This is a genomic window from Pseudomonadota bacterium (assembly GCA_016719885.1).
Classification (GTDB): domain Bacteria; phylum Pseudomonadota; class Gammaproteobacteria.
This window is the reverse complement of sequence record JADJYF010000005.1, coordinates 405,304-430,588: the sequence shown is the minus strand read 5'-3', so window position 1 is coordinate 430,588 and position 25,285 is coordinate 405,304. Positions and strand designations below refer to the sequence as shown.

At 66.2% G+C, this 25,285-nt stretch carries 22 protein-coding genes; 12 read left to right on the top strand and 10 right to left on the bottom strand.

Annotation, left to right across the window (positions count from 1 at the left end; all coding sequences use genetic code 11):
* The 3 genes from IPM80_07660 to dinB all read left to right on the top strand — a co-directional run.
* The coding region (locus tag IPM80_07660; protein MBK8958302.1) for a hypothetical protein at positions 1–698 on the top strand (698 nt) is incomplete at its 5' end.
* 31 nt (positions 699–729) lie between these two features.
* The gene (locus IPM80_07655) at positions 730–2,871 is read left to right on the top strand and encodes an EAL domain-containing protein (GenBank protein MBK8958301.1); all 2,142 of its coding nucleotides are present in this window, start codon (positions 730–732) and stop codon (positions 2,869–2,871) included.
* A gap of 71 nt (positions 2,872–2,942) precedes the next feature.
* On the top strand, positions 2,943–4,064 hold the full coding sequence (gene dinB, locus IPM80_07650; GenBank protein MBK8958300.1) for a DNA polymerase IV: 1,122 nt from the start codon (positions 2,943–2,945) through the stop codon (positions 4,062–4,064).
* A 3-nt stretch (positions 4,065–4,067) separates the two neighbouring features.
* Here dinB and IPM80_07645 read toward each other — a convergent pair whose 3' ends face one another.
* On the bottom strand, positions 4,068–4,577 hold the full coding sequence (locus IPM80_07645) for a hypothetical protein (GenBank protein ID MBK8958299.1): 510 nt from the start codon (positions 4,575–4,577) through the stop codon (positions 4,068–4,070).
* 117 nt (positions 4,578–4,694) lie between these two features.
* Here IPM80_07645 and IPM80_07640 point away from each other — a divergent pair, with 117 nt between their 5' ends.
* Entirely contained in the window at positions 4,695–5,144 is a 450-nt protein-coding gene (locus tag IPM80_07640; protein MBK8958298.1) for a lipocalin-like domain-containing protein, read from the top strand.
* Between the two features lie 18 nt (positions 5,145–5,162).
* Here IPM80_07640 and IPM80_07635 read toward each other — a convergent pair whose 3' ends face one another.
* Positions 5,163–5,582 carry an SCP2 sterol-binding domain-containing protein gene (locus IPM80_07635; protein ID MBK8958297.1) on the bottom strand — a complete coding sequence of 140 codons (420 nt, stop codon included), beginning with the start codon at positions 5,580–5,582 and terminating at the stop codon, positions 5,163–5,165.
* A gap of 468 nt (positions 5,583–6,050) precedes the next feature.
* Here IPM80_07635 and IPM80_07630 point away from each other — a divergent pair, with 468 nt between their 5' ends.
* Positions 6,051–6,821 (top strand): thioredoxin family protein, encoded by a 771-nt coding sequence (locus tag IPM80_07630; protein ID MBK8958296.1) that lies wholly within the window; start codon positions 6,051–6,053, stop codon positions 6,819–6,821.
* Positions 6,822–6,850: 29 nt separating this feature from the next.
* Complete coding sequence (locus IPM80_07625) at positions 6,851–7,297, top strand: SRPBCC family protein (GenBank protein ID MBK8958295.1); 447 nt, start codon at positions 6,851–6,853, stop codon at positions 7,295–7,297.
* Between the two features lie 49 nt (positions 7,298–7,346).
* Here IPM80_07625 and IPM80_07620 read toward each other — a convergent pair whose 3' ends face one another.
* A complete protein-coding gene (locus tag IPM80_07620; protein ID MBK8958294.1) occupies positions 7,347–7,979 on the bottom strand; it encodes an NAD(P)H-dependent oxidoreductase in 633 nt (210 codons plus the stop codon).
* Between the two features lie 157 nt (positions 7,980–8,136).
* Here IPM80_07620 and IPM80_07615 point away from each other — a divergent pair, with 157 nt between their 5' ends.
* The 5 genes from IPM80_07615 (at position 8,137) to IPM80_07595 (ending at position 15,234) form a co-directional block, all read left to right on the top strand.
* On the top strand, positions 8,137–8,841 hold the full coding sequence (locus IPM80_07615; GenBank protein MBK8958293.1) for a TetR/AcrR family transcriptional regulator: 705 nt from the start codon (positions 8,137–8,139) through the stop codon (positions 8,839–8,841).
* Positions 8,842–8,845: 4 nt separating this feature from the next.
* Complete coding sequence (locus IPM80_07610) at positions 8,846–10,090, top strand: aromatic ring-hydroxylating dioxygenase subunit alpha (GenBank protein ID MBK8958292.1); 1,245 nt, start codon at positions 8,846–8,848, stop codon at positions 10,088–10,090.
* 437 nt (positions 10,091–10,527) lie between these two features.
* Positions 10,528–12,450: a PrkA family serine protein kinase gene (locus IPM80_07605; protein ID MBK8958291.1), complete on the top strand. Its 1,923-nt coding sequence runs from the start codon at positions 10,528–10,530 to the stop codon at positions 12,448–12,450.
* A 25-nt stretch (positions 12,451–12,475) separates the two neighbouring features.
* A complete protein-coding gene (locus tag IPM80_07600) occupies positions 12,476–13,729 on the top strand; it encodes a YeaH/YhbH family protein (GenBank protein ID MBK8958290.1) in 1,254 nt (417 codons plus the stop codon).
* Complete coding sequence (locus IPM80_07595) at positions 13,726–15,234, top strand: SpoVR family protein (protein MBK8958289.1); 1,509 nt, start codon at positions 13,726–13,728, stop codon at positions 15,232–15,234. The genes IPM80_07600 and IPM80_07595 overlap by 4 nt, the downstream gene beginning before the upstream one ends.
* A gap of 103 nt (positions 15,235–15,337) precedes the next feature.
* Here the strand turns inward: IPM80_07595 and IPM80_07590 are convergent, their stop codons facing one another.
* Entirely contained in the window at positions 15,338–16,522 is a 1,185-nt protein-coding gene (locus IPM80_07590; protein ID MBK8958288.1) for an acyl-CoA dehydrogenase family protein, read from the bottom strand.
* A gap of 29 nt (positions 16,523–16,551) precedes the next feature.
* Complete coding sequence (locus IPM80_07585; GenBank protein MBK8958287.1) at positions 16,552–18,096, bottom strand: acetyl-CoA acetyltransferase; 1,545 nt, start codon at positions 18,094–18,096, stop codon at positions 16,552–16,554.
* Positions 18,097–18,414: 318 nt separating this feature from the next.
* On the opposite strand from IPM80_07585, the gene IPM80_07580 reads away from it, so the two are divergent.
* Complete coding sequence (locus tag IPM80_07580) at positions 18,415–19,020, top strand: PEP-CTERM sorting domain-containing protein (protein ID MBK8958286.1); 606 nt, start codon at positions 18,415–18,417, stop codon at positions 19,018–19,020.
* Positions 19,021–19,203: 183 nt separating this feature from the next.
* On the opposite strand, the gene IPM80_07575 is transcribed toward IPM80_07580, so the two are convergent.
* Genes IPM80_07575 through IPM80_07555 form a run of 5 tightly spaced genes read right to left on the bottom strand, consistent with a single transcriptional unit; the run spans position 19,204 to position 25,273 of the window.
* Positions 19,204–19,608 carry a hypothetical protein gene (locus IPM80_07575; protein MBK8958285.1) on the bottom strand — a complete coding sequence of 135 codons (405 nt, stop codon included), beginning with the start codon at positions 19,606–19,608 and terminating at the stop codon, positions 19,204–19,206.
* A 1-nt stretch (position 19,609) separates the two neighbouring features.
* A complete protein-coding gene (locus IPM80_07570; GenBank protein MBK8958284.1) occupies positions 19,610–20,845 on the bottom strand; it encodes a TolC family protein in 1,236 nt (411 codons plus the stop codon).
* Positions 20,842–21,159 carry a DUF3240 family protein gene (locus tag IPM80_07565; protein MBK8958283.1) on the bottom strand — a complete coding sequence of 106 codons (318 nt, stop codon included), beginning with the start codon at positions 21,157–21,159 and terminating at the stop codon, positions 20,842–20,844. The genes IPM80_07570 and IPM80_07565 overlap by 4 nt, the downstream gene beginning before the upstream one ends.
* Positions 21,159–24,230: an efflux RND transporter permease subunit gene (locus tag IPM80_07560; protein ID MBK8958282.1), complete on the bottom strand. Its 3,072-nt coding sequence runs from the start codon at positions 24,228–24,230 to the stop codon at positions 21,159–21,161. Before IPM80_07560 ends, IPM80_07565 begins: the two co-directional genes overlap by 1 nt.
* A gap of 2 nt (positions 24,231–24,232) precedes the next feature.
* Positions 24,233–25,273: an efflux RND transporter periplasmic adaptor subunit gene (locus IPM80_07555; protein ID MBK8958281.1), complete on the bottom strand. Its 1,041-nt coding sequence runs from the start codon at positions 25,271–25,273 to the stop codon at positions 24,233–24,235.
* Positions 25,274–25,285: the final 12 nt, after the last annotated feature.

Genomic DNA, 25,285 nt, shown 5'->3' with positions numbered 1-25,285 from the left:
GCGCCGAACCGGTGGTGCAGGAGATGCGCGACATCGCGCTGGTGTTCTCGCACGATTTGAAAGAGCCGGTGCAGCAGATCGCGCGCCTCGCCCAGCGCGGCGAGGAAGGCGGCGATGCCAACTCGCGTTCGCGCGCCATCGCGCAGATCCAGGAATGCGCGCAGCGCGCGAGCGGCATGCTCGACAGCATGCTCGAGTACCTGGCGGTATCGGCGCGCGATTCCTCGCCGGTCGCGGTCGATTTGAACTTGAGTTTCGAACAGGCGCTGGACAACCTGCGCGTGGTCATGGACGAGGCCGACGCCCAGGTCAGCGCCGATCACCTGCCGAGCGTGCTCGGCGACGAATACCAGATGCTGCACCTGTTCCAGAACCTGTTGGCCAATGCCATCAAGTTCCGCGGCCGCGAACGGCCGGAGATCAAAGTCAGCGTCGAACCCCAGGGCAGCGACTGGCTGCTGGCCTTCCGCGACAACGGCATCGGCATTCCGCAACCCTTCCTGCAACGAGTGTTCGAAATGGGGCAGCGACTGCATACCCGCGACGAGTACCCCGGAACGGGTGTAGGCTTGGCCCTGTGCAAGCGCATCGTCGAACGCCACGGCGGTCGCATCTGGGTCACATCCAACGAAGGGGCGGGATGTACCTTCTTCGTGCGCTTGCCACAGACACCCACGCAAGTCATCCGACCGGCATGAAGCCCAATAGTGGAGCTCCAGCGGACCGTCTATGAAACGCGAATACATGCGCATCCTCCTGATCGAGGACGATCGGATTGAAGCGGCCCTGGTGCGCGAACAAATCGCCGCCTCGGCCTTGGCCGGTGCCAGCATAGAACACAGTCAGCGCCTGACCGCGGGTCTCGATCGCCTGCGCACGCGACGCTACGACGTGGTACTGCTCGATCTGAACCTGCCGGACGGCAACGGCATCGACAACCTGCATCGCACCAAGGCGGTCGCGCCGAACGTGCCGGTCATCATTCTGACCAATGTCGAAGACGAGGAAGGCGCCGCCGCCGCCGTCGGCAATGGCGCGCAGGATTACCTCATCAAGCGCCACATCGCGCCCGAACTCCTGTCCCGCGCCATCCGTTACGCCATCGCCCGCCAGGAAGCCGAGGCCGCGCTGCGCGCCAGCGAGGAACGCTACGCGCTCGCCATCGCGGGGGCGCGCGACGGCATCTGGGACTGGGACCTGGAACGCGACGAAGTGCATTACTCGCCGCGCTGGTTCGCGATGCTGCGCCTGCGGGCAGACGAGTTCGGCTCCTCGCCGGACCTGTGGCTGGATCGCATCCATGAAGAAGACCGCAGCGGCTTCAACAAGGCGCTGCAGGCCCATCTCAAAGGCGCCACGCCGCATTTCGAATACGAGTTCCGCATCCGCAGCGGCGAAGGCAAATACCTGTGGGTGATGAGTCGCGGCGTGGCGGTGCGCGGCGCGGCCGGGCGCGCCACGCGCATCGCCGGCTCCCTGTCCGACATCAGCGAGCGCAAATCGACCGAGGCCATGCTGGTGCACGAGGCGCTGCATGACGCGCTGACCGGGCTGCCCAACCGCAATCTCTTTCTCGACCGCCTCGACATCGCGCTCAAGCAGCAGCGCCGCGACAGCAAACGCAAGTTCGCCGTGCTGTTTCTCGATCTCGACCGTTTCAAGAACATCAACGACACCCTCGGCCATGCCGCCGGCGACGAACTGCTGACCGAGATCGGCAAGCGCCTGTCGATGTTCCTGCGCCCCGGCGATTCCGTCGCGCGTCTCGGCGGCGACGAGTTCGCCATCCTCCTGATGAGCATCAGCGGGCTCGGCGAAGCGACCCTGGTGGCCGAGCGCGTGCACGACTTGCTGTCGCAAAAGTTCATCATCGCCGACAAGGAAATTTTCGCCACCGCCAGCATCGGCATCGCGCTGTCGGGCCCCAAGTACGAGTCCTCGGAAGACCTGCTGCGCGACGCCGATCTGGCCATGTATCGCACCAAGCGGCGGCGCGCCGGTTCCTACGCGGTGTTCGACAACCTCATGCACGAAGCCGCCATGCAGCGCCTCGAGCTCGAAACCGATCTGCGTTCGGCGCTGTCGCGCAACGAACTGGTGGCCTACTACCAGCCGATAGTCGCGCTCGATCACCTGCGCGTGGTGGGCTTCGAAGCCCTGTTGCGCTGGTTCCATCCCATCCGCGGCCTCATCGGCCCGGAAGACTTCATTCCGCTCGCCGAGGAGTCGGGCATGATCGGCGGGCTGTCGTGGTGGATGATGCGCGAGGCCTGTCTCACCACCCGCGCCTGGCAGGTGAGCGACCCGTCGCTCGCGGATCTTTCTATCAGCGTGAATATTTCGAGCCGTCTGTTTTCGGAGCCGGACTTCGCCGCGCGCACGCTCGCGATCCTCGATGAAACCGGCCTGCCGCCCCACTCGCTGCATCTCGAGATCACCGAGAACGCGCTGCTCGAGCACGAAGACACCACCCTGCGCGAACTGTCGACTCTGCAGAACATCGGCGTCAAGTTTCATCTCGATGATTTCGGCACCGGCTACTCGTCGCTGAGTTATCTCAATCTTTTTTCCTACGACACGCTCAAAATCGACCGCTCCTTCGTGGCCGCGTCCAGCGAGCCGAACGGCAATGGCGCACGCAATCGCCGCATCGTCGATGCGCTGATCACGCTCGGCCGCGTGCTGGGCATGGAAGTCATCGCCGAGGGCGTGGAGACCGCCGACCAGGCGCAGAAGCTGCGCGAGCTCGACTGCCGCGTGGCGCAGGGCTACTGGTTTTCGAAACCGTTGCCGGCCGAATCGGCGCTGGCCCTGCTGCTGCGCGAGAAGGAACTGGCGCGCGGCACCATCCGCACCATCAGCCACCACTGACAGGGCGACCCCGGCCCGTCGTGACGGGCACCGCGATAGCCAAGCACCGGCGCCCTCGCTAGGCTTGGCGCATGTCAGCGCCCGTGCCACCCGATTACCAGGTTGCCGACGCGGCCCGCGCCGCGCCGCGCAAGATAGTGCACGTCGACATGGACGCCTTCTATGCCTCGGTCGAGCAGCGCGATCATCCCGAATGGCGCGGGCGGCCGGTGATCGTGGCATGGCGCGGCATGCGCTCGGTGGTATGCGCGGCCTCCTACGAAGCCCGCGTGTTCGGCGTGCGCTCGGCGATGCCGGCCACGCGCGCCGAGCGCCTGTGTCCCGATGCCATCTTCACGCCGCCGGATTTTCCGCGCTATCGCGCGGTGTCGGCGCAGATCCGCGCGATCTTCCATCGCTACACCGATCTCGTCGAACCGCTGTCGCTCGATGAAGCCTATCTCGACGTCACGCATAACAAGCCGGGGCTAGCCACGGCGACGGCGGTCGCCCGCCAGATCCGCGCCGACATTCGCGCCGAGACCGAGTTGAATGCCTCGGCCGGCGTCGCGCCGAACAAGTTCCTGGCCAAGATTGCCTCGGACTGGCGCAAGCCCAATGGCCTGTTCGTGATCCAGCCCCACGAGATCGGCGACTTCCTCCAGCCGCTGCCGGTACGCAAACTGCCGGGTGTGGGCGGCGCGACGGAGAAGGCCCTGGCGGCGCTCGGCATCGTCACCGTGGGCGAATTGCGCGCCCACACGCTGGCCGAACTCGGCGCGCGTTTCGGCAAGCAGGGCAAACGACTCTACGAACTTGCACGTGGCGTCGACGAGCGCGCGGTCAGTCCCGATCAGCCGCGGCGGTCGTTGTCGGCCGAGACCACCTTCGAGAGCGATCGCAGTCTCGCCGAGGTGGCACCGGCGCTGGACGCGCTCGCCGCACGCGTGTGGCGCCACGTCGAAGCCGCCGACGGCGCCGAGGGCCAGGCCCATACCGTGGTGCTGAAATTGAAGACCAGCGAATTCCGCACCATCACCCGCAGTCATACACCGCCGACGCCGCCGGCCTCCGAGCAGGAGCTGGCGAGCATCGCGCAGGCGCTGCTGGCGCGCGTCGAGCTCGGCGCCCATACCCGCTACCGCCTGGCCGGCGTCGGCCTCGGCAATTTCCGCGAAGCGCAGGAGTTCGACGCGCAGCCTGAGCTGTTCTGAGGGTTACCTGGCGGGCTCGGCGGGCGCCGGGAAGTCCGGTGCGGCGGGCGCGCTGTGCGGGCACTCGTTCACTTCGCACAGCTTGTCCATCTGCGCGTACTTGCGCGCGCAACCCGTGTCGAAGGGTTCACGCTCGGCAGGCGACATGCCTTGCAGCGAGTTGGCGTAGGAGGTCAGGGCGTTGTCCATGTCCTCGTTCGACAGCTTTTTCTGCGTGGCATTGACGTAGAAGTTGGCGGCCAGCATGCCGAACGCGAAGGAGCGATTCTTCCAGCGCCACGCCTCGTCGGGCTTGGCGGTCTTGGCAAGCAAGGCCGACAACGCCGAGCAGGTCATGGCGCCGTCGAAAGCCTGTTGCAACGCCTCCTTGCTGGGCGGTTGACTCTGGCCGTGCTCGGCCTCCGCTGCCGGGCTGCTGCTCGCGCTGGGCGGCGTCGACACGGCCGGCTCGGCGGCCTGTGCCTGGCCGGCGGCCAGACCGATCAGTGACAGCACGATCGCGATGCGTTTCATGAGCAACTCCGTGGCTTTGCGCCGCACGATCCGTGGGCCTTCGCGATTATTGCATGGCCACGCGATTGATCGCAGCATGGCGACCTTCGCCTGGTTTGGTCTGCAAGGAACCCTCACATGTCTGATTCCTCCGATGCCGCGCGTTTCGTCGGCACCTGGCAATTGCTCGAGAGCTACTCGGAACGGCCGTCCGGTCGTGCGCCGTTTCCCCTTGGCGCCAAGGTCATCGGGCGCATCAACTACGACAGCGCCGGCAACATGGCCGCGCAGTTGATGGGCGAGAATCGCGCACCATTCAGTTCACGTGATCCGCGCGAAGTCACCGATGCCGAGTACCGCGATGCATTCCAGACCTACACCGCCTACTTCGGCACTTTCGCGGTCGATGCCGACAAGCACACCGTCACCCACCACGTGCTGGGCGCGACGGTGCCGAACTGGCCGGGCAACGACCAGGTGCGATTCTACGAACTGAAAGGCGATCAACTGATCCTGCGCACGCCGCCGATGCGCGGCAACGACGGCGAAAAATCGGTGCACACGCTGGTGTGGCAAAAGGTCGTGTAGTTCTGCGGCCAGCGCGCTTCAGGCCGGGCTTGCCAGCGCCGGCAGGGGGAACAGGCCCAGAAAGCGTTTGGCGACCAGCTTGTCGCCGCGCACGGTGAGTGCGCCGCTGCGCACGGCGTCGGTGAAACGCGCGCCTTCGTAGACCAACGCGACGAAGGTAGCGACATCCGCTTTGAGCGCGGCGTCGCTATCCGCCTCGGCGCCGCGCGCCAGGCGCAGGGCGCCATGCGCGATGCTGGCATGATAGAGGTGGCCGTCGATATCGAGTTCGATGCGCGCGCTGAAATCGGCCGCGCGCTCGGCGCTGAACATGGTGCGCCACGACAGCACCAGCGAGTCCACGCCCAACGGCGCGCCCGGTGAGCGCGTCGGCGAACGCGCGCCCCAGCGCCCGAGCGCCAGGATGATCGGTTCGAGCTCCTTGCCCCACGCCGTCAATTCATAGACCCACCCCCCCCCCCCCCCCGCCCCGCCCCCCCCGCGCGGGCCCCCCCCCCCCCCCCCCCCCCGCCGCCCCCCCCCCCCCCCCCCGGGGGCCGGGCCGCCCCCCCCCCCCCCCCCCCCCCCCCCCGGCCCCCGCCCCCCCGGGCCCCCCGCCCCCCCCGGCCCCCCCCCCCCCCCCCCCCCCCCCCCCCCCCGGCCCGCGGCCCGGCCCGCCCCCCCCCCCGCCCCCCGGGGGCCCCCCCCCGGCCCCCCCCGGGCCCCCGGGGCCCCCGGCGCCCGCCCGCCCCCGGGGGCCCCCCCCCGCCCCGGCGCCCCCCGGGGCCCCCCCCCCGCCCCCCCCCCCCCCCCCCGGCCCCCGGCGCCCCCCCCCCCCCGGGGCGCCCCCCCCGGGGGCCCCCCGCCCCCCGGCCCCCGCCGGGCGCTGGCCGCTCTCGGTCAGGCAGCAGGCCAGGAGCAGATGTCATGAGCCATGCGGTCGTTGATGAAGGTGGCTGGCTTGCGGCGCGCCGTGCACTGCTCGCGCGCGAAAAGCAGATGACGCGCCTGCGCGATGAGATCGCGGCCGAGCGTCGCCGACTGCCGTGGCTCAAGGTCGACAAGCCTTACGTTTTCGCGGCACCCGAGGGTGAAGTCACGCTCGCTGAGTTGTTCGCCGGCCGCAGTCAGCTCATCGTCAAGCATTTCATGATGCCCGATGGCGGCCAGCCCTGCGTCGGCTGTTCCTTCGAGGTCGACCATGTCGACGGCGCGCTGCCGCACCTCGAACATCACGATGTCAGCTACGTGGCGGTGGCGCGCGCACCCCTGGCCGATATCGAGGCCTACAGGCGCCGCATGGGCTGGCGTTTCCGCTGGGTGTCATCGGCGCGGAGTGATTTCAACTACGATTTCCACGTGTCGTTCACGCCTGAACAGGTCGCCGGCGGCGGCGCGCTCTACAATTTCCAGCTTGGCGGCGTACCGATGCAGGATCTTTCCGGCCACAGCGTGTTTTGTCGCAACGAGGCCGGCGAGATCTTCCTGACCTACGCGGTGTTTGCGCGCGGCGCCGAGGAACTGCTCAGCACCTACATGTTTCTCGACATGACGCCCAAGGGCCGCAACGAGACCGGGCCCAATTTCAATCTCACCGATTGGGTGCGGCCCCACGATCGCTATGACGAAGGTGGGACCGTCAACCTGCTCGGGCACTACCTGGCGCCCGCCGGCGAATGCTGCGGCGGCAAATCCTGATCACTTACATACCCGAGGAACAAGCCCCCATGTCCACCGGCACCGTCAAATTGCACCGCGTGCTGCGCGCGCCGCCCGAACGGGTCTACCGCGCCTTCATCGACGCCGCGGCGCTGGCCAAATGGATCCCGCCCTACGGCTTCACCTGCACCGTACACGAACAGGATGTGCGGGTCGGTGGCCGCTTTAGGATGTCATTCACCAATTTCAGCTCCGGCAACAGCCACAGCTTCGGCGGCGAGTATCGCGAGCTCGTGGCCAACGCCAGGCTGCGCTACAGCGACACCTTTGACGACCCCAACCTGCCCGGCGAAATGGAAACCACGGTGGTGCTCACGGCGGTCACCTGCGGCACCGAGCTGGCGGTGGAACAATCCGGCATCCCTGCGCTGATCCCGACCGAGATGTGCTACCTCGGCTGGCAGGAATCGCTGGCGCAACTGGCGAAGCTGGTCGAACCCGAGATAGCGGATTGAGCGCGCGGCAGCGTGGCCGCGCGCCGGTGGCGCCCGGGCCGCGCCGCGCCTAGAAGCCCGTGGCGATGGCGCGTGCCTGCAGCTTGGCAGCCTCGCGCGCGGGCCCGTCGACCTCCGGGCCGAAGAAGGTCTTCTCCACCAGCACCGTCGAGATATCCGTCACGCCCACGAAGCGCAGCCACAGCTCCAGGTACTGGCGCTGCAGGTCGAAAGTTTCGGCGGGCGTGCCCGAGTCCGGGCTGTATTCGATGCCACGCGCATAGATGACCGCCGCGCGGCGGTCGGTCAGCGCGCCGTTCAAACCATTCTCGTCGAACGTAAACAACAGGTCTTTCTGGCTCACGCAGTCGATGAGGTGCTTGAGCTTGTAGGGGATCATGAAATTCCACATCGGCACGCCGATGAGAATGCGGTCGGCGCGTTGAAAGCGCGCCGCCAGCGCACGAATGGCGGCCCACGCGCGGCTCTGCACCGCCGTCAGCGGCTGGCCGGCGATACCCGCGTACTTGGCGTCGAGCGCGGCGCCGTCGAATTCCGGCAGCGGCGTCGACCATACGTCCAGCGTATCGACGTGGGCCTCGGGATGGGTCTCGCGATAGGCGGCGAGGAAGGCGTGGGCGACCTCGATGGATGCGCTGCGCTGCTTGCGGGGTGAGGATTCGATGTAGAGAAGGGTGCTCATGGCGACGTCCTGTTTCGAGTGCCGGCCACTGTATGCCAAGCGCCCGCACCGACACCATGGCACCGGGTGCGAACACGGTCCGCCTGTGCCAGCCTGTTGCACCGCGCCATAATTTTATCGTTGTTAAAATTTTTTGAGCATGCCAGACTCGCCCGCCATGGGACGCCCTGGCCTCAACCTGCGCGAACAGAACATGCGCAAACGCCGCGACCGCCTGCTCACCGAGGCGCGTACGCTGCTGACTCTCGATGGCTTCGAGGCGCTCAACCTGCGCGAACTCGCGCGCCTCGCCGAAGTGACGGTGCCGACCATCTACAACCTCATCGGCAACAAGGAGGAAGTGCTGGTCGCGTTGTTCGCCGAGGTCCTGACGGAAATCGAGGCGCGCATCCGCGATCGCGACATCGGCGAGCCGCTGGCACGCGCCGGCGCGGTGGCGGAGATCTCCACTGCGCTGTTCGCCGAGGACGAGAACTACTACCGATCGGCTTTCCTGGCCGTCGAATACCTCAACCAGAGTGGCGCCCACCACGACAAGGTCACGCAGATCTATGCCTGGGGTGAACGCATGACCACCGACGGCGTGCTGGCCTGTCAGGACGCGCGACTGCTGAGCGGCCGCATTCCGCCCGCCCTGCTCGGCGAGCTGATCCTGCGCAGCTTCCGCACCACCTGTCGCGAATGGGCATTCGCGCAGATTTCGCTCGAAGAATTTCGCCGCATCGCGCTGGTGGATATCTACATCACCCTCGCCGCCGATGCGGTGCCTGCTTTCCAATCCGTGCTGGTCGATTCAATCGCGGCGCAGCGCGCCACCAGCCCGACACCTCGCAAACAACGCCCTCGCCGTTCCAAGGAGTAATCCGATGCAGCAGTCCATGCAGATAGAGATCATCAAAGAATTGTTGGATCACCTCGACAACAAGCGCACCGCCGATGCCGGCCGCATCGTCGTCAACCCGACCTCGAGCTACACCGATCCGGCGCTGGCGGAGCGCGAGTGGGACGCGTTCTTCAAGAATCATCCGCAGGTGCTGGGCATGTCGGGCGAGCTGCCAAAGCCGGGCAGCTACATGACCATGAACGATTTCGGCGTGCCGATCCTCGCCACGCGCGACGAGCACGGCAAGTTCCACGCGTTCGTCAACGCCTGCCGGCACCGCGGCGCCGAGCTCACCACCGAGGCCCACGGCGACAAGAACCGCTTCACCTGCCCCTTCCATGGCTGGACCTTCGCCAACGACGGTCGATTGCTGGGCGTGCGCCAGAGCGACCAGTTCGGCAAGATCGACAAGAACTGCAATGGCCTCATCGAGCTGCCCTCGGAAGAGAAATACGGACTGTTGTTCGTGCATCCGCAGGTCAACGGCACGCTCGACGTCGACGCACTGCTCGGCGCGGAGCTGGCGGCCGAACTCGCGGCCTGGGATCTTGCGCGCTGCGAATACCAGGGCGAATCGGTGCTCGACAAGCCGCTCAACTGGAAGATCGCCAACGACACCTTCGGCGAGGTCTACCATTTCAATTCGCTGCACACCAACACCCTCGCCAATCTCCTGCATGGCGATACCCTGAGCTACAAGGAATATGGTCGGCATCATCGACTGTGCCTGGCCAACAAGTACCTGGACCTCATGCGCCAGCAGCCCGAGGAGCAATGGAGCCTGCCCTACGCCGGCGCCGTTGCGTATTACTTGTTCCCCAACGTGCAGATAGTGTTCCTGACCAGCATGGCGGTGCTGGTACGCATCTATCCGAACCGCAACAACATCGGCCAGTCACTGTCGAGGGTGTCGCACTACCGCGTGCCGCAGGTGCAGCAGTTCGTGCCGCCGGCGGACAAGGTCAACGCCGTCACCAACGAAAACATCTACGACGCCAGCAACACCAGCGCACCGATGGATTTCGACGTCAGCGCGGTGCTGGAACTGTTCGTCAGCACGGTCGAGCACGAAGACTATTACATGGGCACCAAGACCCAATCTGCCGCCGCCAGCGGCAAGATCGACCACTTCCTGTTTGGCCGTAACGAGCCGGCCCTGCATCATTTCCACAACAACTACCGCAGCGCACTAGGCATGCCGCCGCTGGAGGAATACCGCGGCGGCTGAGGTCGCGCTCGCCGGCGCCACGGATGGCGCCCCCTTCCCCGCCCTGCCTGACCCGACCGCACTGCCCAGCGGCAGTGCATCGACATCAATCCAAGCTCGCGTTTCACCGCGCGAAACTTCCGCAACTAATTCATATCTCAATCAAGCGTAAGGGCTGGTGCATCTTTTGCACTCTGCTGGTGCTACTTTTTCCGAAGAGCACTTCGGCTTCGCACAGGACCGCCACGAACGCGTGAACCGAGTCAAGAATCCGCACACTCCGCGCCCGTTTCATGCCGCCCCGCGGGAGCGCCAGCCCATCGCGACCGTCAGGCGCAGGCATTTCATTGCTTGGCATGACCTTTGCTCAAACCAGGAGGAGGATAGCGATGACCCAACAGCCGTCGCCCAGTGTCTGGCCCCACAGTGCCCCGATCGCGGGCGAGGAGTACGGCCGCATGAGCATCTTTGACCACTACCTGCATCGCTACGCCGCGACAGTCCAGGAAGAACTCACCCTCCTCGAATACCTGGAGCTGTGTCGCAAGGACCCCGCGACCTACGCCACGCCCGCCGAGCGCATGCTGCATGCCATCGGCGAACCCGCCTTGATCGACACGCGACAGGATCCACGGCTGTCGCGCATCTTCTCCAACAAGGTGCTGCGCATCTATCCCGCCTTCAAGGATTTCTACGGCATGGAGGAAACGGTCGAGAAGATCGTGGCTTTCTTCAAACATGCCGCCCAGGGCCTGGAGGAAAAGAAACAGATCCTCTACCTGCTCGGTCCGGTCGGCGGCGGCAAGTCGTCGCTGGCGGAGAAACTCAAGGCGCTGATGGAGGAATGCCCGATCTATGCGTTGAAGGGTTCACCCATCAACGAGTCGCCGCTCGGCCTGTTTCATCCCGACAAGGATGGCGCCTTGCTCGAAGCCGAGTACGGTATCCCGGCGCGACGTCTGACCGGTCTCATGTCACCGTGGGCGGTCAAGCGCCTCGGTGAGTACGACGGCGACATCTCGAAATTCACGGTGGTGCGCCTGCGGCCGTCGGTGTTGCGCCAGATAGCCATCGCCAAGACCGAGCCGGGCGACGAGAACAACCAGGACATCTCGTCCCTGGTCGGCAAGGTCGACATCCGCAAACTCGAGCGCTATGCCCAGCACGATGCGGATGCCTATTCCTACTCGGGCGGACTGTGTCTCGCCAACCAGGGCCTGCTGGAATTCGTGGAGATGTTCAAGGCGCCGATCAAGGTGCTGCATCCGCTCCTGACCGCGACCCAGGAAGGCAACTTCAAGGGCACCGAAGGCCTGGCCGCGATTCCCTTTGACGGCCTCATTCTCGCCCACTCCAACGAATCGGAATGGCAGGCGTTCCGCAACAACCGGAACAACGAGGCCTTCCTCGACCGCATCTATATCGTCAAGGTGCCTTACTGCCTCAGGGTTTCCGAGGAAGTGCGTATCTACGAGAAGCTGCTCGCCAACTCCACGCTGGCCGACGCGCCCTGCGCGCCCGGTACGCTGGAAATGATGGCCAGCTTCGCGGTGCTGTCGCGGCTCGCCGAGCCGGAAAATTCCTCGCTCGAATCGAAGCTGCGTATCTACGACGGCGAGAACCTGAAGGACATCGACCCCAAGGCCAAGAGCTACCAGGAGTACCGTGACTTCGCCGGTGTCAACGAAGGCATGAGCGGCCTGTCGACCCGCTTTGCCTACAAGGTTCTGTCGAAAGTTTTTAATTTCGATCACGGCGAAGTGGCGGCCAACCCTGTGCACCTGTTGTACGTGCTCGAACAGCAGATCATCCAGGAACAGTTCCCGCGCGAGGTCGAGGAAAAATACATCGCCTTCATCAAGGGCTACCTAGCGCGTCGCTACGCGGAATACATCGGCAAGGAGATCCAGACCGCCTATCTCGAATCCTATTCGGAATATGGGCAGAACATTTTCGACCGCTACGTGACCTACGCCGATTACTGGATACAGGACGAGCAGTATCGCGACCCGGACACCGGCGAGATGGTCGATCGCGCCGGCCTCAACGCCGAGCTCGAACGCATCGAGAAGCCGGCCGGCATCAGCAACCCCAAGGACTTCCGCAACGAAATCGTCAATTTCACGCTGCGCGCGCGGGCCGCGAACGGCGGCCAGAGCCCGTCGTGGACCAGCTATCAGAAGCTGCGCGAAGTGATCGAGCAGAAGATGTTCTCCAACACCGAGGAACTGCTGCCGGTCATCTCCTTCAATGCCAAGTCGTCGACCGACGACCAGCAGAAGCATCGCGATTTCGTCGAACGGATGACAGCCAAGGGCTATACCGAGAAACAGGTGCGGCTGCTGTCGGAATGGTATTTGCGCGTGCGCAAGTCTTCCTGATGACCAGGAGAGATTTCACCAGGCCATGGCCACCATCCAGCTCATAGACCGGCGACTCAACGGGCGGCACAAGAGCGCCCAGAATCGTCAGCGCTTCATTCGTCGCTACAAGGAACAGATCAAACAGGCGATCGCCGAGTCGATCGCCGGCCGCTCCATCACCGACGTGGTGAGCGGCGGTGAGGTACGCATCCCACGGCGCGACATCGCCGAGCCGGAATTCCAATACGGCAGCGGCGGCCGGCGCCAGGGCGTTCATCCCGGCAACCGCGAATTCGTGGCGGGCGACACCATCGAGCGCCCGCCCGGCGGCGCCGGTGGCCAGGGTAGCGATGCCAGCGACAGCGGCGAAGGCGAGGATGACTTCACCTTCACCCTGACCCGCGACGAGTTCATGGATCTCTTCTTCGAAGACCTGGCCCTGCCCAACCTGCACAAGACCCGTGTGCAGATGATGGTCGAGGAAGAAAGCGTGCGCGCCGGGCACACCCATGACGGCGTGCCGAGCAATATCGACATCGTGCGTTCCTTGACCGGCGCGCTGGCGCGGCGCACCGCCCTGCGCGGCCCGCTGCGCGCCGAAATCATCGCGCTCGAAGAGCGGCTGGCGGCGGCCAGCGATGCCGGCGAGCGGGCGCTGCTGCGCGCCGACATCGAGGTGCTGGAAAAGCGCATCGACAAGGTGCCGTTTCTCGACGAATTCGATCTGCGTTATCGCAACCGCGTAACGCGGCCCAAGCCCTGCACGCAGGCCGTGATGTTCTGCCTGATGGACGTTTCGGGCTCGATGGACGAACAGCGCAAGGACATCGCCAAGCGCTTCTTCATGCTGCTCTACCACTTCCTGCACAACACCTACGAGCACATCCAGGTGGTGTTCATCCGCCACCACACGTCCGCCCAGGAAGTCGATGAGCAGGAATTCTTCCAGTCGCGCGATACCGGCGGCACGCTGGTGTCGACCGCGCTCGATCTGATGGACCGCATCATCGCCGCGCGCTATCCGCGCGAGGACTGGAACATCTATGCCGCGCAGGCCTCGGACGGCGACAACTGGCCAATGGACAGCGCGCGCTGCCGCGACCTGTTGGTGGAGAAGGTGCTGCCGGCGGTGCAGTACTACGCCTACGTGCAAATCGTCGCCGCCCAGGAACAGCAGCTGTGGGCGGAGTACGACAGCGTGCGCGCCGCGCACCCGCATTTCGTCATGCAGAAGATTGCCGAACGCAGCGACATCTACCCGGTGTTCCGGCAGCTGATGCGCAAGACGCCGTCATGAGCAGGCTCATCAGCGAGGATTCGGACTGGAGCTTCGAAATCGTGGAGCGCTTCGAGCATGAGCTCGGCCGGCTCGCCGGAGAGTACCGGCTCGACACCTATCCCAACCAGCTCGAGATCATCAGTGCCGAGCAGATGATGGACGCCTATGCGTTCACCGGCCTGCCGGTGAATTACACCCATTGGTCTTTCGGCAAGCATTTCATCGCCACCGAGCAGAACTACCGCCATGGCCAGATGGGGCTGGCCTACGAAATGGTGATCAACTCCAACCCCTGCATCTCCTATCTCATGGAAGAGAACACCCTGACCATGCAGGCGCTGGTGATCGCCCATGCCGCCTTCGGCCACAACTCGTTCTTCAAGGGCAATTACCTGTTCCGCACCTGGACCAACGCCGAGGACATCGTCGACTACATGGTGTTCGCGCGCGACTACGTCGCCGACTGCGAGCGGCGCCATGGTGAACTCGCCGTCGAGCAGGTGCTGGATGCCTGTCACGCCCTCATGAATTACGGCGTCGACAGCTGTCGGCGCCCACAGCACCGCTCGGCGGCCAGCGAACGCCAGCGCCAGCAGGCGCGCGAGGCCGAATTCGAAGCGCGCTTCAACGACCTGTGGCGCACGCTGCCGCGCGAAGCGGTGCGTGACGGACGCGAACCGCCCATGCGCTTTCCCGCCGAACCGCAGGAGAACCTGCTGTATTTCATCGAGAAGAACGCGCCGCACCTGGAACCCTGGCAGCGCGAACTGGTGCGCATCGTGCGCAAGGTTGCCCAGTACTTCTACCCGCAGCGCCAGACCAAGGTCATGAACGAAGGGTGGGCGACGTTCTGGCACTACACCCTGTTGAACCGGATGTTCGAGGAGGGGCTGGTGAGCCCGGGCTTCATGCTCGAATTCCTCGAGTCCCACACCAGCGTGACCTTCCAGCCAGGCTTCGAGGACCGTCGCTATCGCGGCATCAATCCCTATGCCCTGGGCTTTGCCATGATGCGCGACATCCAGCGTATCTGCCAGGAACCGGACGCCGAGGACCGAGCCTGGTTTCCCGACATTGCCGGCAGCGACTGGCTGGGCACGCTCGATTTCGCCATGCGTAATTTCAAGGACGAGAGCTTCATCGCGCAGTATCTGTCACCGCGCCTCATTCGCCATTTCCGCCTGTTCTCCATCCTCGACGACGACACACGCGATACGCTGGCGGTGACCGCCATCCACGACGAATCGGGCTACGCTGAAGTGCGACGCCAACTCGCGCAGCAGTACGCCGCGTGCAACTACACGCCGGATATCAAGGTGCAGCGCGCCGACCTGCGCGGCGACCGTACGCTCACCTTGCGCCACACCCGCCACCAGCGCCGGCCCCTTGCGGCCAGCGCCAACGAGGTGTTGCGCCACGCGGCGTTGCTGTGGGGGCGCGATGTACGCCTGGAAGAGGCTGACGAGGCCGGCGCGGTGTTGAGTACCCGGGAAGTGAAATCGGCGGTGGAGGACGCGGCCTGAATCATGCTCACTTGTGGGTCAGACTTCAGTCTGACTCATCGTCCGAGTGTCAGACTGAAGTCTGACCCACAAGGAGCCAGTTCGGCGCCTCGCGTCTCGCGCCTCAGCCCTTCAGCAACTCCCCCGCGATGATGATCTGCCGTACCTGGTTGGTGCCGGCGCCGATCTCCAGCACCTTGCCGCTGCGGTACAGGCGGTTCACTTCCGATTCGTTCATGAAGCCCATGCCACCGTGGATCTGCACCGCGTTGTCGAGGATGCGCATGCACGCGCGGCCGGCGTAGTAGACCGCCGCCGCGGAACGCTTGTGCACCACGCCGCGGCCGCCTTCCCCGGCTTCAAGGCCGCACACTTCGCGGCCGACCTGGTAGGTCAGCGCGCGCATCGCTTCGAGCTCGGTGTACATGTCGGCCAGCATGCCCTGCACCAGTTGGAATTCGCCGATGGTGCGGTTGAACTGCTTGCGATAGCTCGCGTACTCCACCGCGAGATCGACCGCGCGCTGCGCCATGCCGACCGCGTAGAAGGCGCCGATGACGCGCTCGATGTCGAGCCCGCTCATCATGATGCCGACGCCTTCGTTCTCGCGTCCGACCAGGTTGGCGGCCGGCACGCGGCATTCGTCGAACACCAGTTCGCCGGTGGGGCTGCCGCGCCAGCCCATCTTGTCGAGCTTCTGCGCGACGCGGAATCCGGGGTTGCGGCTTTCGACGATGAAGGCGGAAATGCCGTGCTGCTTCTTCTCGGGTGCGGTCTTGGCGTAGACCAGCAGCACGTCGGCGACCAGCCCGTTGGTGATGAACAGCTTGCGGCCGTTCAACACGTATTCGTCGCCGTCACGCCGCGCGACGGTTGCCATGCTGCCGAGCGCGTCGGAGCCCGCGCCCGGCTCGGTCATGCCCAGCGCGCCGATCGCGCGGCCGTCGGCGAAACGCGGCAGGTATTGGCGCTTCTGGTCTGCGTTGGCGTTGCGCACGAGGTTGTGCACGCACAGGTTGTCGCTGGCCAGGATCGAGGCCGACAGCGCGTGGTTCCAATAGGCGATCGCTTCGCAGATGAAGCACTGCGCCAGCACGTCGAGACCGGCGCCGCCGTACTCGGTGGGAATGGTGGCGCCCAGCAGGCCTTGGTTGGCGAGCGCGCGGAACTGCGCGTCGGGGAACCAGTCGTCCTTGTCCATGCGCGGCGCGAGATCGTAGAGCTCGTCGCGCCCATAGCGATAGGCGAGGTCGTAGACCGCCTGGTAATCCTGGTCGAATCCGAAGCTGGCAAGATTGGGCATGGTCATCGCGCGTGGTCTCCCGGTGTGCGCCGCGTTCAGCCGGCGATGGCGAACTGGTGCATGTCGCCGGCGAGGCTGACGATGATCGGTCGACCGATGACGTCTTCCTCGAACAATGCGGCCAGCGTCACCGCGTCGCCTTTCACCATGCGCGCCATCACGCGCGCGCCATCGGCCTTCATGCGCGCGATCACGAAGCCGTCGGCCGGCGCGCCCTTGTTGACGATGGCGGCAAAGGTTTCAATGGTGGCTGCGCCGCTGGCGCGTTCGTCGACCTTGATGCCGGTGTCGGCCTTGGCCTCGGCCTGCACGGCAACGGACGAAATCGGTTGCCATTCGGCAGGCGCCGCGCAGGCGTAGACCGCCGCCGAGTGCTTGGAGAGATAACCGCCGTTGGCCACCACCAGGCCGCGCGCCGTCGGATCGGCGCGCAGCTTGTCGACCATGGTGGCGATGGCATGCATGGAATAGTTGTTGCCGGGACCACCAAAGAACGGCAGCCCGCCGGTCAGGGTCAAGGGCCGCGAGCCGTCGGTCGGCAGACCCAGCGGTTCGGCAATGGACGACACCGCGATTGGAAAGCAGCTGTAGAAGTCGAGGTATTTCACCGCGTCGATACCGACGCCGGCCGAGGCCAGCGCGGTACGCACGGCCAGATTCTGCGCATTCGAGGCGGCGAGATTGGGGCGCTTCAAGACCGTCTGGTCGTCGACGTCGGCGTAGCCGGTGAGATACACCCAGCGCGACTCGGGAATGCCGAGTTCACGCGCCGCGCCGACCGAGGTCAACAGCACCGCGGCCGCCTGGTTGACGGAGTCCTGCGCCACCATCCACTTGGTGTAAGGCTCGCACAGGAGATAGTTCTGTGCCGACACGGTGCTGAGGAAGGCCTCGTCATGGGCGGTCGGAAACTGCGCATAGGGATGACGCGCGGCAGTCTCGGTGAAATGCGCGAACAGTCGGGCAATGTCGGCGCGACAGGCCGCGGTGGACAGGCCGCGCGCGTGGCGACGCACCTGTTCGAACATCGCGTAGACGTGGATGGGCCAGGCGATGCCATGGCTCTGCTCGTAGGGCGTGACGAAGGGCACGCCCGGCCAGCGGTCCTCGAACTCACCGCGGGCTTGTTCGTTCCAGTCGAGTTCGTAACCGCGCCGCGTGGCCTCGCGGATGGTGGCGATGGCCTCGGCGCCGGTCAGCAAGGCCATGCGCAACTCGCCGGCGTGAATGCGCTCGGCCATGCGGTTGACCAGGCGCTGCGGCGATTGGCCGCCCACCTCGGCGTAGATTGCTTCGCGCGGCTGGGCGCCGATGCGCTTCGCCACCGACCACGGCACGTTGTTGGTCGAGCCGAAAGGGTTGGGCCACATCGCGCGGTCGCCCACCGAATGCTCGAACATGCGTATGACCACCAGCATGTCGACTTCGGCAGCCAGCGCGCGCGTCGCCTGCGCGTCGTCCAGCGCACGTTGCGCGGCGATGCCGGCAATGTCGACCGGCGACTTCAGGAGCTCGGGGCGGCTCATGTCGCGGCCGACGTACTGGCCCGCGCCAACGAGGATGGGGGTCGAGTCTTGCATAGGGCTCCCGGGCCGTGACGGCATGTTCGGCTGTCGAAGTTGATGGCCGGATGATACCGCTTCTGCGCTGCGCCGGGCGCCGCCTCGAAGGTGGTGTCAACCGTTTTTACACGCGCTGCCGACGCATCGCCGCTCGCGGCCATCGCCGACGAATAAGCGTTTGATTTACTTCATGCGAAGAACAATGGCACCAAATTTGCTGCTGCATCATCCAACCGGTCGATTCGCGGCGCTTGTGTAAAGTCCACGGACGCGACTGCAGAGTCTTTTAGTGATGAATTTGCGTCCACCGACGCCGCAGTATGGAGACTACGAACAATGAAGCCCTTCTCACGATTTTTTGCAATCCTCGCCGTGGTGAGCGGCTTGCTCGCCGGCGGCCCGGCCAAGGCGACCGTGCTGTTTGAGCACACCTTCGGCGACCCCACCACCAACAGCGCCTGGTGTACGTCCTGCACGGGCTCGTTCCGCGTGTTCGACCAGTTCACGCTGGCGGCCGATGCCACTATCACGCAAATTGACGCGCGCCTTTGGTTGGAGCCTCCGGTCGATCTCGAGTATTCCGTGTGGGACACCACCATGACCACCCAGTTGTTCGCCCAGACTGTCGCGCTGGCGGATCTCAACCTGACTGCCCTGGGCGGGCCGGCGTATGACGTGACGGCGGGGATTACGGGTCTCAATCTTGCGGCCGGAACCTACATGCTGAGCATCTACAATCCGAGCAGCGCTTCTATCGTGGCCTGGTACCAGAACGGCCTGCAAGGTTCATCGTTCCAGACCCAGGGTGGCGGCGGCAGCGGCCGACAGATGTCCTTCCGCCTGGTGGGCAACGGCGGCACCGCGGTGCCTGAGCCTTCCGCGCTCGCGCTCTGCGGTCTTGCGTTGTTTGGTGTCGGCGTCGCGCGCAAGCGCGCGGCCTGAGGCCTCGCTCGGCTTGTCCGACCCTACGGCGCGGCGAGAGGCCGCGCCCTGGAGTCGGACAGGCCACTACTCCATCCCTGTCCTCGTGGCCGTTCCTGGCCACGGCATCGGCGACGCGAGTCGCCCCACATCACCTGGTTTCCAATGCGCGGCGCCGCGGTCGATGAGCCGGTCGCCATCGTCTCAGGGTTGTTCGCCGACCGCCGGCAGCGATACCGACACCACGTCACCCGGCTGCGCGACCACCGGTAGCTCGATGTAGAAGCGCGACCAGGCGTTGCCGTGACGCGGCAGGCCGAGCGTCGTCACCGCCAGTTGTTTGCGTGCGCGCTGGTGGCCGTCGGCGCCGCGCACGCTCACCACCACGCGCCGCCCGGCCGCGCTGCGCAACGCGACCGCGCGCTGCACCCGCCCCGACACCGCCACCGCGCTCGCCAGGGTTTTGACCTCGACATCGCGCAGCTTGAGGCCGCCGTCGACGGCGGCACGCACTTCGAGCGTCATATCGGCCGCCTGCGCCACGCCGCCGGCCAGCATGGCGGCCAGCGTCAGGCGCAGGATATTTTTCACGATGATGGCAAGCGTCATGTCAATGATCATGGTCTTCGTGCCGCGACCACAGCCGATGGGAATCGACTTCGATACGCATGCGGGTTTCGTGGACCGCCACGCGCGCCTGCCACTCCGCGGCGCGGGCATCAACGGCGTTGCGGCGTGCCAGCGCAACGTCGGCGAAGCTTGCTTCACCGAGAGCACGGGCTTTTTCCATGCGCGCAAGCGCGGCGTCATTGGCGACACTGGCGCGCTCGGCGGCTTGCCAATTGGCGAGCAGGTCACCGAGGCCGGTGGCCAATTGCAGGGCCTCGCTGTGCACGCTGCGGCGCACCTCGGCGGCGTCGGCGGCAAGCGCGTCAGCGGAATATTGCTCGGCCATCGCCGTCGGCGCGCTGGCGGGCCCGGCAAATGGAATGGACACGGTCAGCGCCACCGCCTGCTCGTTGCCACGCGCTTCATCGATCACGCGCAGCCCGACGCTGGGATCGGGACGACGCTCGGCGTCGGCACGCGCCGCCGCCAGGCCCTGGCGGCGTGCCAACGCCTCGGCGATGGCAATCTCGTGGTTCTCGTTCACCACGCCGTCGACGATAGCCTCGACGTCGGCGTCGCCGCTCAAGAGCGGCGACGGGACGTCGGGCGAGCCAGGCAGCGGAGCAAGGGAAGGAAATTGCGTGTCGAGCGCGTTGCGCGCGCGGCCGTGCTCGAAGCGTGCGCGGGCAAGCGCGGCGTCGGCCGCGGCCAACGCGGCATCGGCACGTTCGGCATCGAGGGTGGCGAGATCGCCAGCCGTCACCCTGCGCGCCACGCTATCGCGTTCGGCGCGCGCCAGCGCTTGTTGGTCGATGGCGAGACGCAGCGCACCGCCGCTGCGCAACCATTCGAACCAGCGCTCGAGCAGCGCGCGCGCGCCGGCATGGCGTGCGTCGGCCAGGCCCAGCGTGGCGGCCTGGATGCCGACCTCGCCCAGTTGGCGATCGATATCGGCTTTGCGCGGCAGTCGCAGCCGGTGCGAGACGCTCGCCTCCCATTCGCCGTAGCTGGTGCCGCGATTCTCGTGACGCACGGTCGGCGCGATGCCGACTTCGAAACCATAGGGGTTGCGCCTGAACGCTTCGCCGCGCGCGTCCGCCTCGCTGCCGCGCGCCTGCGCCGCCTGCACCATCGGCAGCGCATCGATGGCGATCAGCGCCTGCGCGGGATCGGGCATGAAGTCGCTGCCCTCGGCGCTCGCGCAGCACAGCAGCAGCAGGGCCGCGAAGCGCTTCATGCCAGCCTCCCGAAAGCCAGTACCGGCTCCACCCACCAGGTGACGTGGGGATGAGGCATCGCCGCGCGCAAGGCGCCGACCAGGGTGTCGATGCGCTCGGCCGGCAATACCATCAAAAGCATGCGTCGCGCCACGCGGCCGCGCACCTGCTCACGCAGACTGGCGGTGGAAAAGTCGGCGCCATGGCCGTCGGCCGCGACCACCGTGAAACCCGGCAAGGGCGGCTCCTGCTCGATCAGGATCTCCAGCAGGCGATCTTCGACCGCGGTAGGAAACACCACGGTCAAACGCCGCAGATCGGGATACGTACTCATCAGTGCCTCACCTCGAATTGCGCAAAACGCCGAAACAGCACCGGCAACACCAGCAAGGTCAACAGCGTTGAAGTGAACAATCCGCCGATCACGACCACCGCCAGCGGTCTCTGGATTTCGGCGCCCGGGCCACTCGCCAACAGCATCGGCACCAGGCCGAAGGCCGTGATCGACGCCGTCATCATCACCGGCCGCAGGCGGCGGCGCGCGCCTTCGAACACCACGTCCGCGATCGGCATGCCGGCGGCGCCGAGCTGGTTGAAATAGCTGACCAGCACCAGGCCGTTCAGCACCGCGATGCCGAGCAGCGCAATGAATCCGACCGAGGCCGGCACCGACAGGTATTCACCCGTACCCCACAGCGCCAGCACACCGCCCACCAGCGCGAACGGGATGTTGGCCAACACCAGCAACGACTGGCGAATCGAACCGAAGGTCATGAACAGCACGATGAAGATCATCGCCAGCGCCGCCGGCACCACGATGGCCAGCCGCTCGGCGGCGCGCTGTTGATTCTCGAACTGACCGCCCCAGACCAGGCGATAGCCCGGCGGCAAGGCGATGTCGGCCTTGATCACGCGCTGCGCCTCTTCGACGAAGCCCACCAGGTCGCGGCCCGCGACGTTGGCCTGCACCACCGCGTAGCGCGAAGCGTTTTCGCGGTCGACCTTGACCGGGCCTTCGCTGCGTTCGATGCGCGCGACGTCGGCGAGCGGCACGCTGCGGCCGTCGGGCGTCACCAGGTTGCCGCGCATGAAGGCGGCCGGGTCTTCGCGCACGGCCTGCGGCCCGCGCACCAGCAGCGGCACGCGCCGTCCTTCCTGCATGACCGTGCCGACGGTCAGGCCCTCGACCTGCGCGCGCAGTTCGTCCTGCACCGCGCTGACGTCGAGGCCGGCGCGGCCGGCGGCCAAGGCGTCGATGCGGGTGGCGAGGTATTGCATGCCGTCATTGGTGAGCGTCAGCACATCCTGGCTGCCGGCGACGCCGCGCAGGCTGCGCTCGATGGCGCTGGCCAGCGTGCCGAGCTGCGCGAGATCGGGACCGAAGATCTTGACCGCGACATCGCCGCGGCTGCCGGTCAACATTTCCGCCACGCGCATTTCGATGGGCTGGGTGAAGCCGAAATCGACGCCGGGAAAATCGCTCAACACCACGCGCAGTTGTTCCGCCAGCCATTCCTTGTCCGGCTGGCGCCATTCCGATTTCGGTTTCAATTGCAGGAACACGTCACTCTGGTTGAGGCTCATCGGATCGAAGCCGAGTTCGTCGGCACCAGCGCGCGCCACGATGTGTTCGATCTCGGGCACGCGCTTCATGAGTTCGCGCTGTACTTCGAGATCGGTCGCCACCGAGCGTTCGAGATTGACCGACGGCAGTTTTTCGAGCTGCACCAGCAGGTCGCCCTCGTCCATGGTCGGCATGAACGTCTTGCCGACCTTGCCGTAGGCCAACACGCCGACGCCCAGCATCAACAGCGCAAGTACCATGACAGCGACGCCGTGGTCCAGCGCCCAGCGCAACAGCGGCGCATAGCCGCGGTTGAAGACGCGCATGAGCCACGGTTCGCGATGCGCGTGGCTGTTCAAGAGCAAGGAGGCCAGCACCGGCACCACCGTCAAGGACAACAGCAGCGAGGCCGCCAGCGCGAACACGATGGTGAGCGCCACCGGCGTGAACAGCTTGCCTTCCAGGCCGCTCAGCGTCAGCAAGGGCATGAACACCAGGCAGATGATCAACACGCCCGCGGTCACCGGCGTCGCCACTTCCACGCACGCGCGGTACACCAGGTGCAGCCGTGGCAGGCGCGACGCGGCTGGCGAAGTGAGATGACTCATGGCGTTCTCGACCACCACCACCGCCGCGTCGACCAGCATGCCGATGGCGATGGCCAGGCCGCCCAGGCTCATGAGGTTGGCGGTCAGGCCATACACGCGCATGAGGATGAAGGTCGCGAGCGCCGCCAGCGGCAGCATCAGGGCCACCACCAGGGCGGCGCGCAGCTCACCGAGAAACACCAGCAGCAACAGCACCACCAGCACACTGGCTTCTAGCAACGCATGGCCGACGGTACTGATGGCGCGCGTGATCAGCACGCTGCGGTCGTAAAACACTTCGAGCTTGACGCCCTTGGGCAGGCTGGGCTCGAGATCATGCAGGCGCTGGCGCACCGACTTGATCAAGGCCGAGGCGTCGGCGCCACGCAAACCGATGACCAGGCCCTCGACCGCTTCGCCCTGGCCGTCGCGGGTCACGGCGCCGTAGCGGGTCAGGCTCTCGGTGCGCACCTCGGCCACATCGCCGATGCGTATCGGTCCATGGGGACCGGCCGCCAGCACCACCGCGCGCAGATCGTCGAGACTCTTGATGGCGCCTTCGGCGCGCACGATCAGGGCTTCTTCACCGTCGCGCAGGCGACCGGCGCCGTCGTTGCGATTGTTATGCTCGAGCGCGGCGATGACGGCCGCGAAGCTGAGGCCGGCACGGGTCAGCGCGGCATGGTCCGGCACCACGGTGAAGGTGCGCACTTCGCCGCCCAGCGCATTCACGTCGGCGACGCCCGGCAAGGTGCGCAGCGCCGGCCGTATGGTCCAGTCGAGCAGCGCGCGGCGCGCCTGCGCATCGAGTTCACCACCTTCGATGGTGAACATGAACAAGTCACTCAAGGGCGTGGCGAGCGGCGCCAGGCCGCCCTCCAGGTTGGCCGGCAGGATATCGGCGACGTTGGCGTAACGTTCGGCCACCTGCTGGCGCGCCCAGTAGATGTCGGTGCCCTCTTCAAAATCGATGGTGATGTCGGCGATCGCGTACTTGGCCGAGCTGCGCAGCACGGTCTGGCGCGGAATGCCGAGCAATTCCATCTCGAGCGGCACGACCACGCGCGATTCGACTTCCTCCGGCGTCATGCCCGGCGCCTTCAGGATGAGCTTGACCTGGGTCGGCGAAATGTCCGGAAAGGCGTCGATGGGCAGGCGCAGGAACGCGAACACACCGGCCGCCACCAGCGCCAGCGCGGCGACCAGCACCAGCAAGCGCTGACTGAGACAGAATTCAACCAGGCGCTTGAGCATGATTACTCTTCCAGCAAAGCCTTGAGCGCACTGACGCCGCTCACCACCACCGTCTCGCCGGCGCTGAGCGCGCCGCTCACCACGCTGTCGGCGCCGCTGTCGCCGACCACCGTCACTGGCACCAGCTCGTAACCGCCCGCGCGCTGCACGAATACGCGGCTCTCGCCGGCGACGCGCGTAATGGCGCCGCGCGGTACCGCCAGCGCATTGGCCGGCGCCGGCAGCAACAATTGCGCGGTGACGCGTTGGCCGGGCAACAGGCCGCTGTCGGCCGGCAGCCGACCGCGCACGTGCACGGTCTGGGTGGCGCTGTCGATGCGGTAACCGCGCCCTTCGACCGGCGCTTCGACGGCGCCGACGCGCAGCACCGCCTTGCCGTCCAGTTGCGACGTCAGCGCCAACGGCACCGCCACTTCCAGGCGCCAGCCACTGTCGGCGGCCAGCACGAATGCCACTTCGAGTTCCGCCAGCGCGGCGCCCGGCGAGACATGGCGCTCAATGACGCGACCGGCGACCGGCGCCTTGAGCGCGTAGCTGCCGCTGGACGCGCTGTCGGGCGGCGCGCCGTCAAAGCTCGCGCGCAGGGCGTTGACGCTCGCCACGGCGCGTGTGCGCGCGGCGCGGCTGGCCTCGGCGCGGGCAGCGGCAATCACGCCGGCGGCAAGCAGCGCCTCGTCGCGGCCGAGCTGTTGATTGGCCAAGTCGAGCTCCGCCTCGGCGCTCTTCAAGCGCGCGCGTTGCTCGGCGTAATCGCGGCTCGCGATCACGGCCAGAACCTGGCCGGCGCTGACGCTGTCGCCTTCGTCCGCCGACACGTTCAAGACGCGCCCCGCGTAAGGCGATGCCACCACCGCGCTGCCGGCCAGCGGCAACTGCACATCGCCGATGAGGTGATCGTGACTGACGTGGGTGGCCGCGCTCGCGGATGCGGTGCGGATGCCGAGCAGGCGCGCCTGTTCGGCGCCAAGTTCGATGGGCTTGTCGCCGGCGGCGGCGATGCCGGCCGTCATCAGCAACATGGAAAAAAGGCTGGCACGCAGCATGGTGATGCGAGA

Coding starts and splice junctions, on each gene's coding strand:
- IPM80_07575 (MBK8958285.1), bottom strand. CDS start 19,608: ATGACGCTTGCCATCATCGTGAAAAATATCCTGCGCCTGACGCTGGCC.
- IPM80_07555 (MBK8958281.1), bottom strand. CDS start 25,273: ATGCTGCGTGCCAGCCTTTTTTCCATGTTGCTGATGACGGCCGGCATC.
- dinB (MBK8958300.1), top strand. CDS start 2,943: ATGTCAGCGCCCGTGCCACCCGATTACCAGGTTGCCGACGCGGCCCGC.
- IPM80_07565 (MBK8958283.1), bottom strand. CDS start 21,159: ATGAGTACGTATCCCGATCTGCGGCGTTTGACCGTGGTGTTTCCTACC.
- IPM80_07560 (MBK8958282.1), bottom strand. CDS start 24,230: ATGCTCAAGCGCCTGGTTGAATTCTGTCTCAGTCAGCGCTTGCTGGTG.
- IPM80_07600 (MBK8958290.1), top strand. CDS start 12,476: ATGGCCACCATCCAGCTCATAGACCGGCGACTCAACGGGCGGCACAAG.
- IPM80_07590 (MBK8958288.1), bottom strand. CDS start 16,522: ATGACCATGCCCAATCTTGCCAGCTTCGGATTCGACCAGGATTACCAG.
- IPM80_07655 (MBK8958301.1), top strand. CDS start 730: ATGAAACGCGAATACATGCGCATCCTCCTGATCGAGGACGATCGGATT.
- IPM80_07620 (MBK8958294.1), bottom strand. CDS start 7,979: ATGAGCACCCTTCTCTACATCGAATCCTCACCCCGCAAGCAGCGCAGC.
- IPM80_07595 (MBK8958289.1), top strand. CDS start 13,726: ATGAGCAGGCTCATCAGCGAGGATTCGGACTGGAGCTTCGAAATCGTG.
- IPM80_07585 (MBK8958287.1), bottom strand. CDS start 18,096: ATGCAAGACTCGACCCCCATCCTCGTTGGCGCGGGCCAGTACGTCGGC.
- IPM80_07570 (MBK8958284.1), bottom strand. CDS start 20,845: ATGAAGCGCTTCGCGGCCCTGCTGCTGCTGTGCTGCGCGAGCGCCGAG.
- IPM80_07580 (MBK8958286.1), top strand. CDS start 18,415: ATGAAGCCCTTCTCACGATTTTTTGCAATCCTCGCCGTGGTGAGCGGC.
- IPM80_07630 (MBK8958296.1), top strand. CDS start 6,051: ATGAGCCATGCGGTCGTTGATGAAGGTGGCTGGCTTGCGGCGCGCCGT.
- IPM80_07645 (MBK8958299.1), bottom strand. CDS start 4,577: ATGAAACGCATCGCGATCGTGCTGTCACTGATCGGTCTGGCCGCCGGC.
- IPM80_07625 (MBK8958295.1), top strand. CDS start 6,851: ATGTCCACCGGCACCGTCAAATTGCACCGCGTGCTGCGCGCGCCGCCC.
- IPM80_07640 (MBK8958298.1), top strand. CDS start 4,695: ATGTCTGATTCCTCCGATGCCGCGCGTTTCGTCGGCACCTGGCAATTG.
- IPM80_07610 (MBK8958292.1), top strand. CDS start 8,846: ATGCAGCAGTCCATGCAGATAGAGATCATCAAAGAATTGTTGGATCAC.
- IPM80_07615 (MBK8958293.1), top strand. CDS start 8,137: ATGGGACGCCCTGGCCTCAACCTGCGCGAACAGAACATGCGCAAACGC.
- IPM80_07605 (MBK8958291.1), top strand. CDS start 10,528: ATGAGCATCTTTGACCACTACCTGCATCGCTACGCCGCGACAGTCCAG.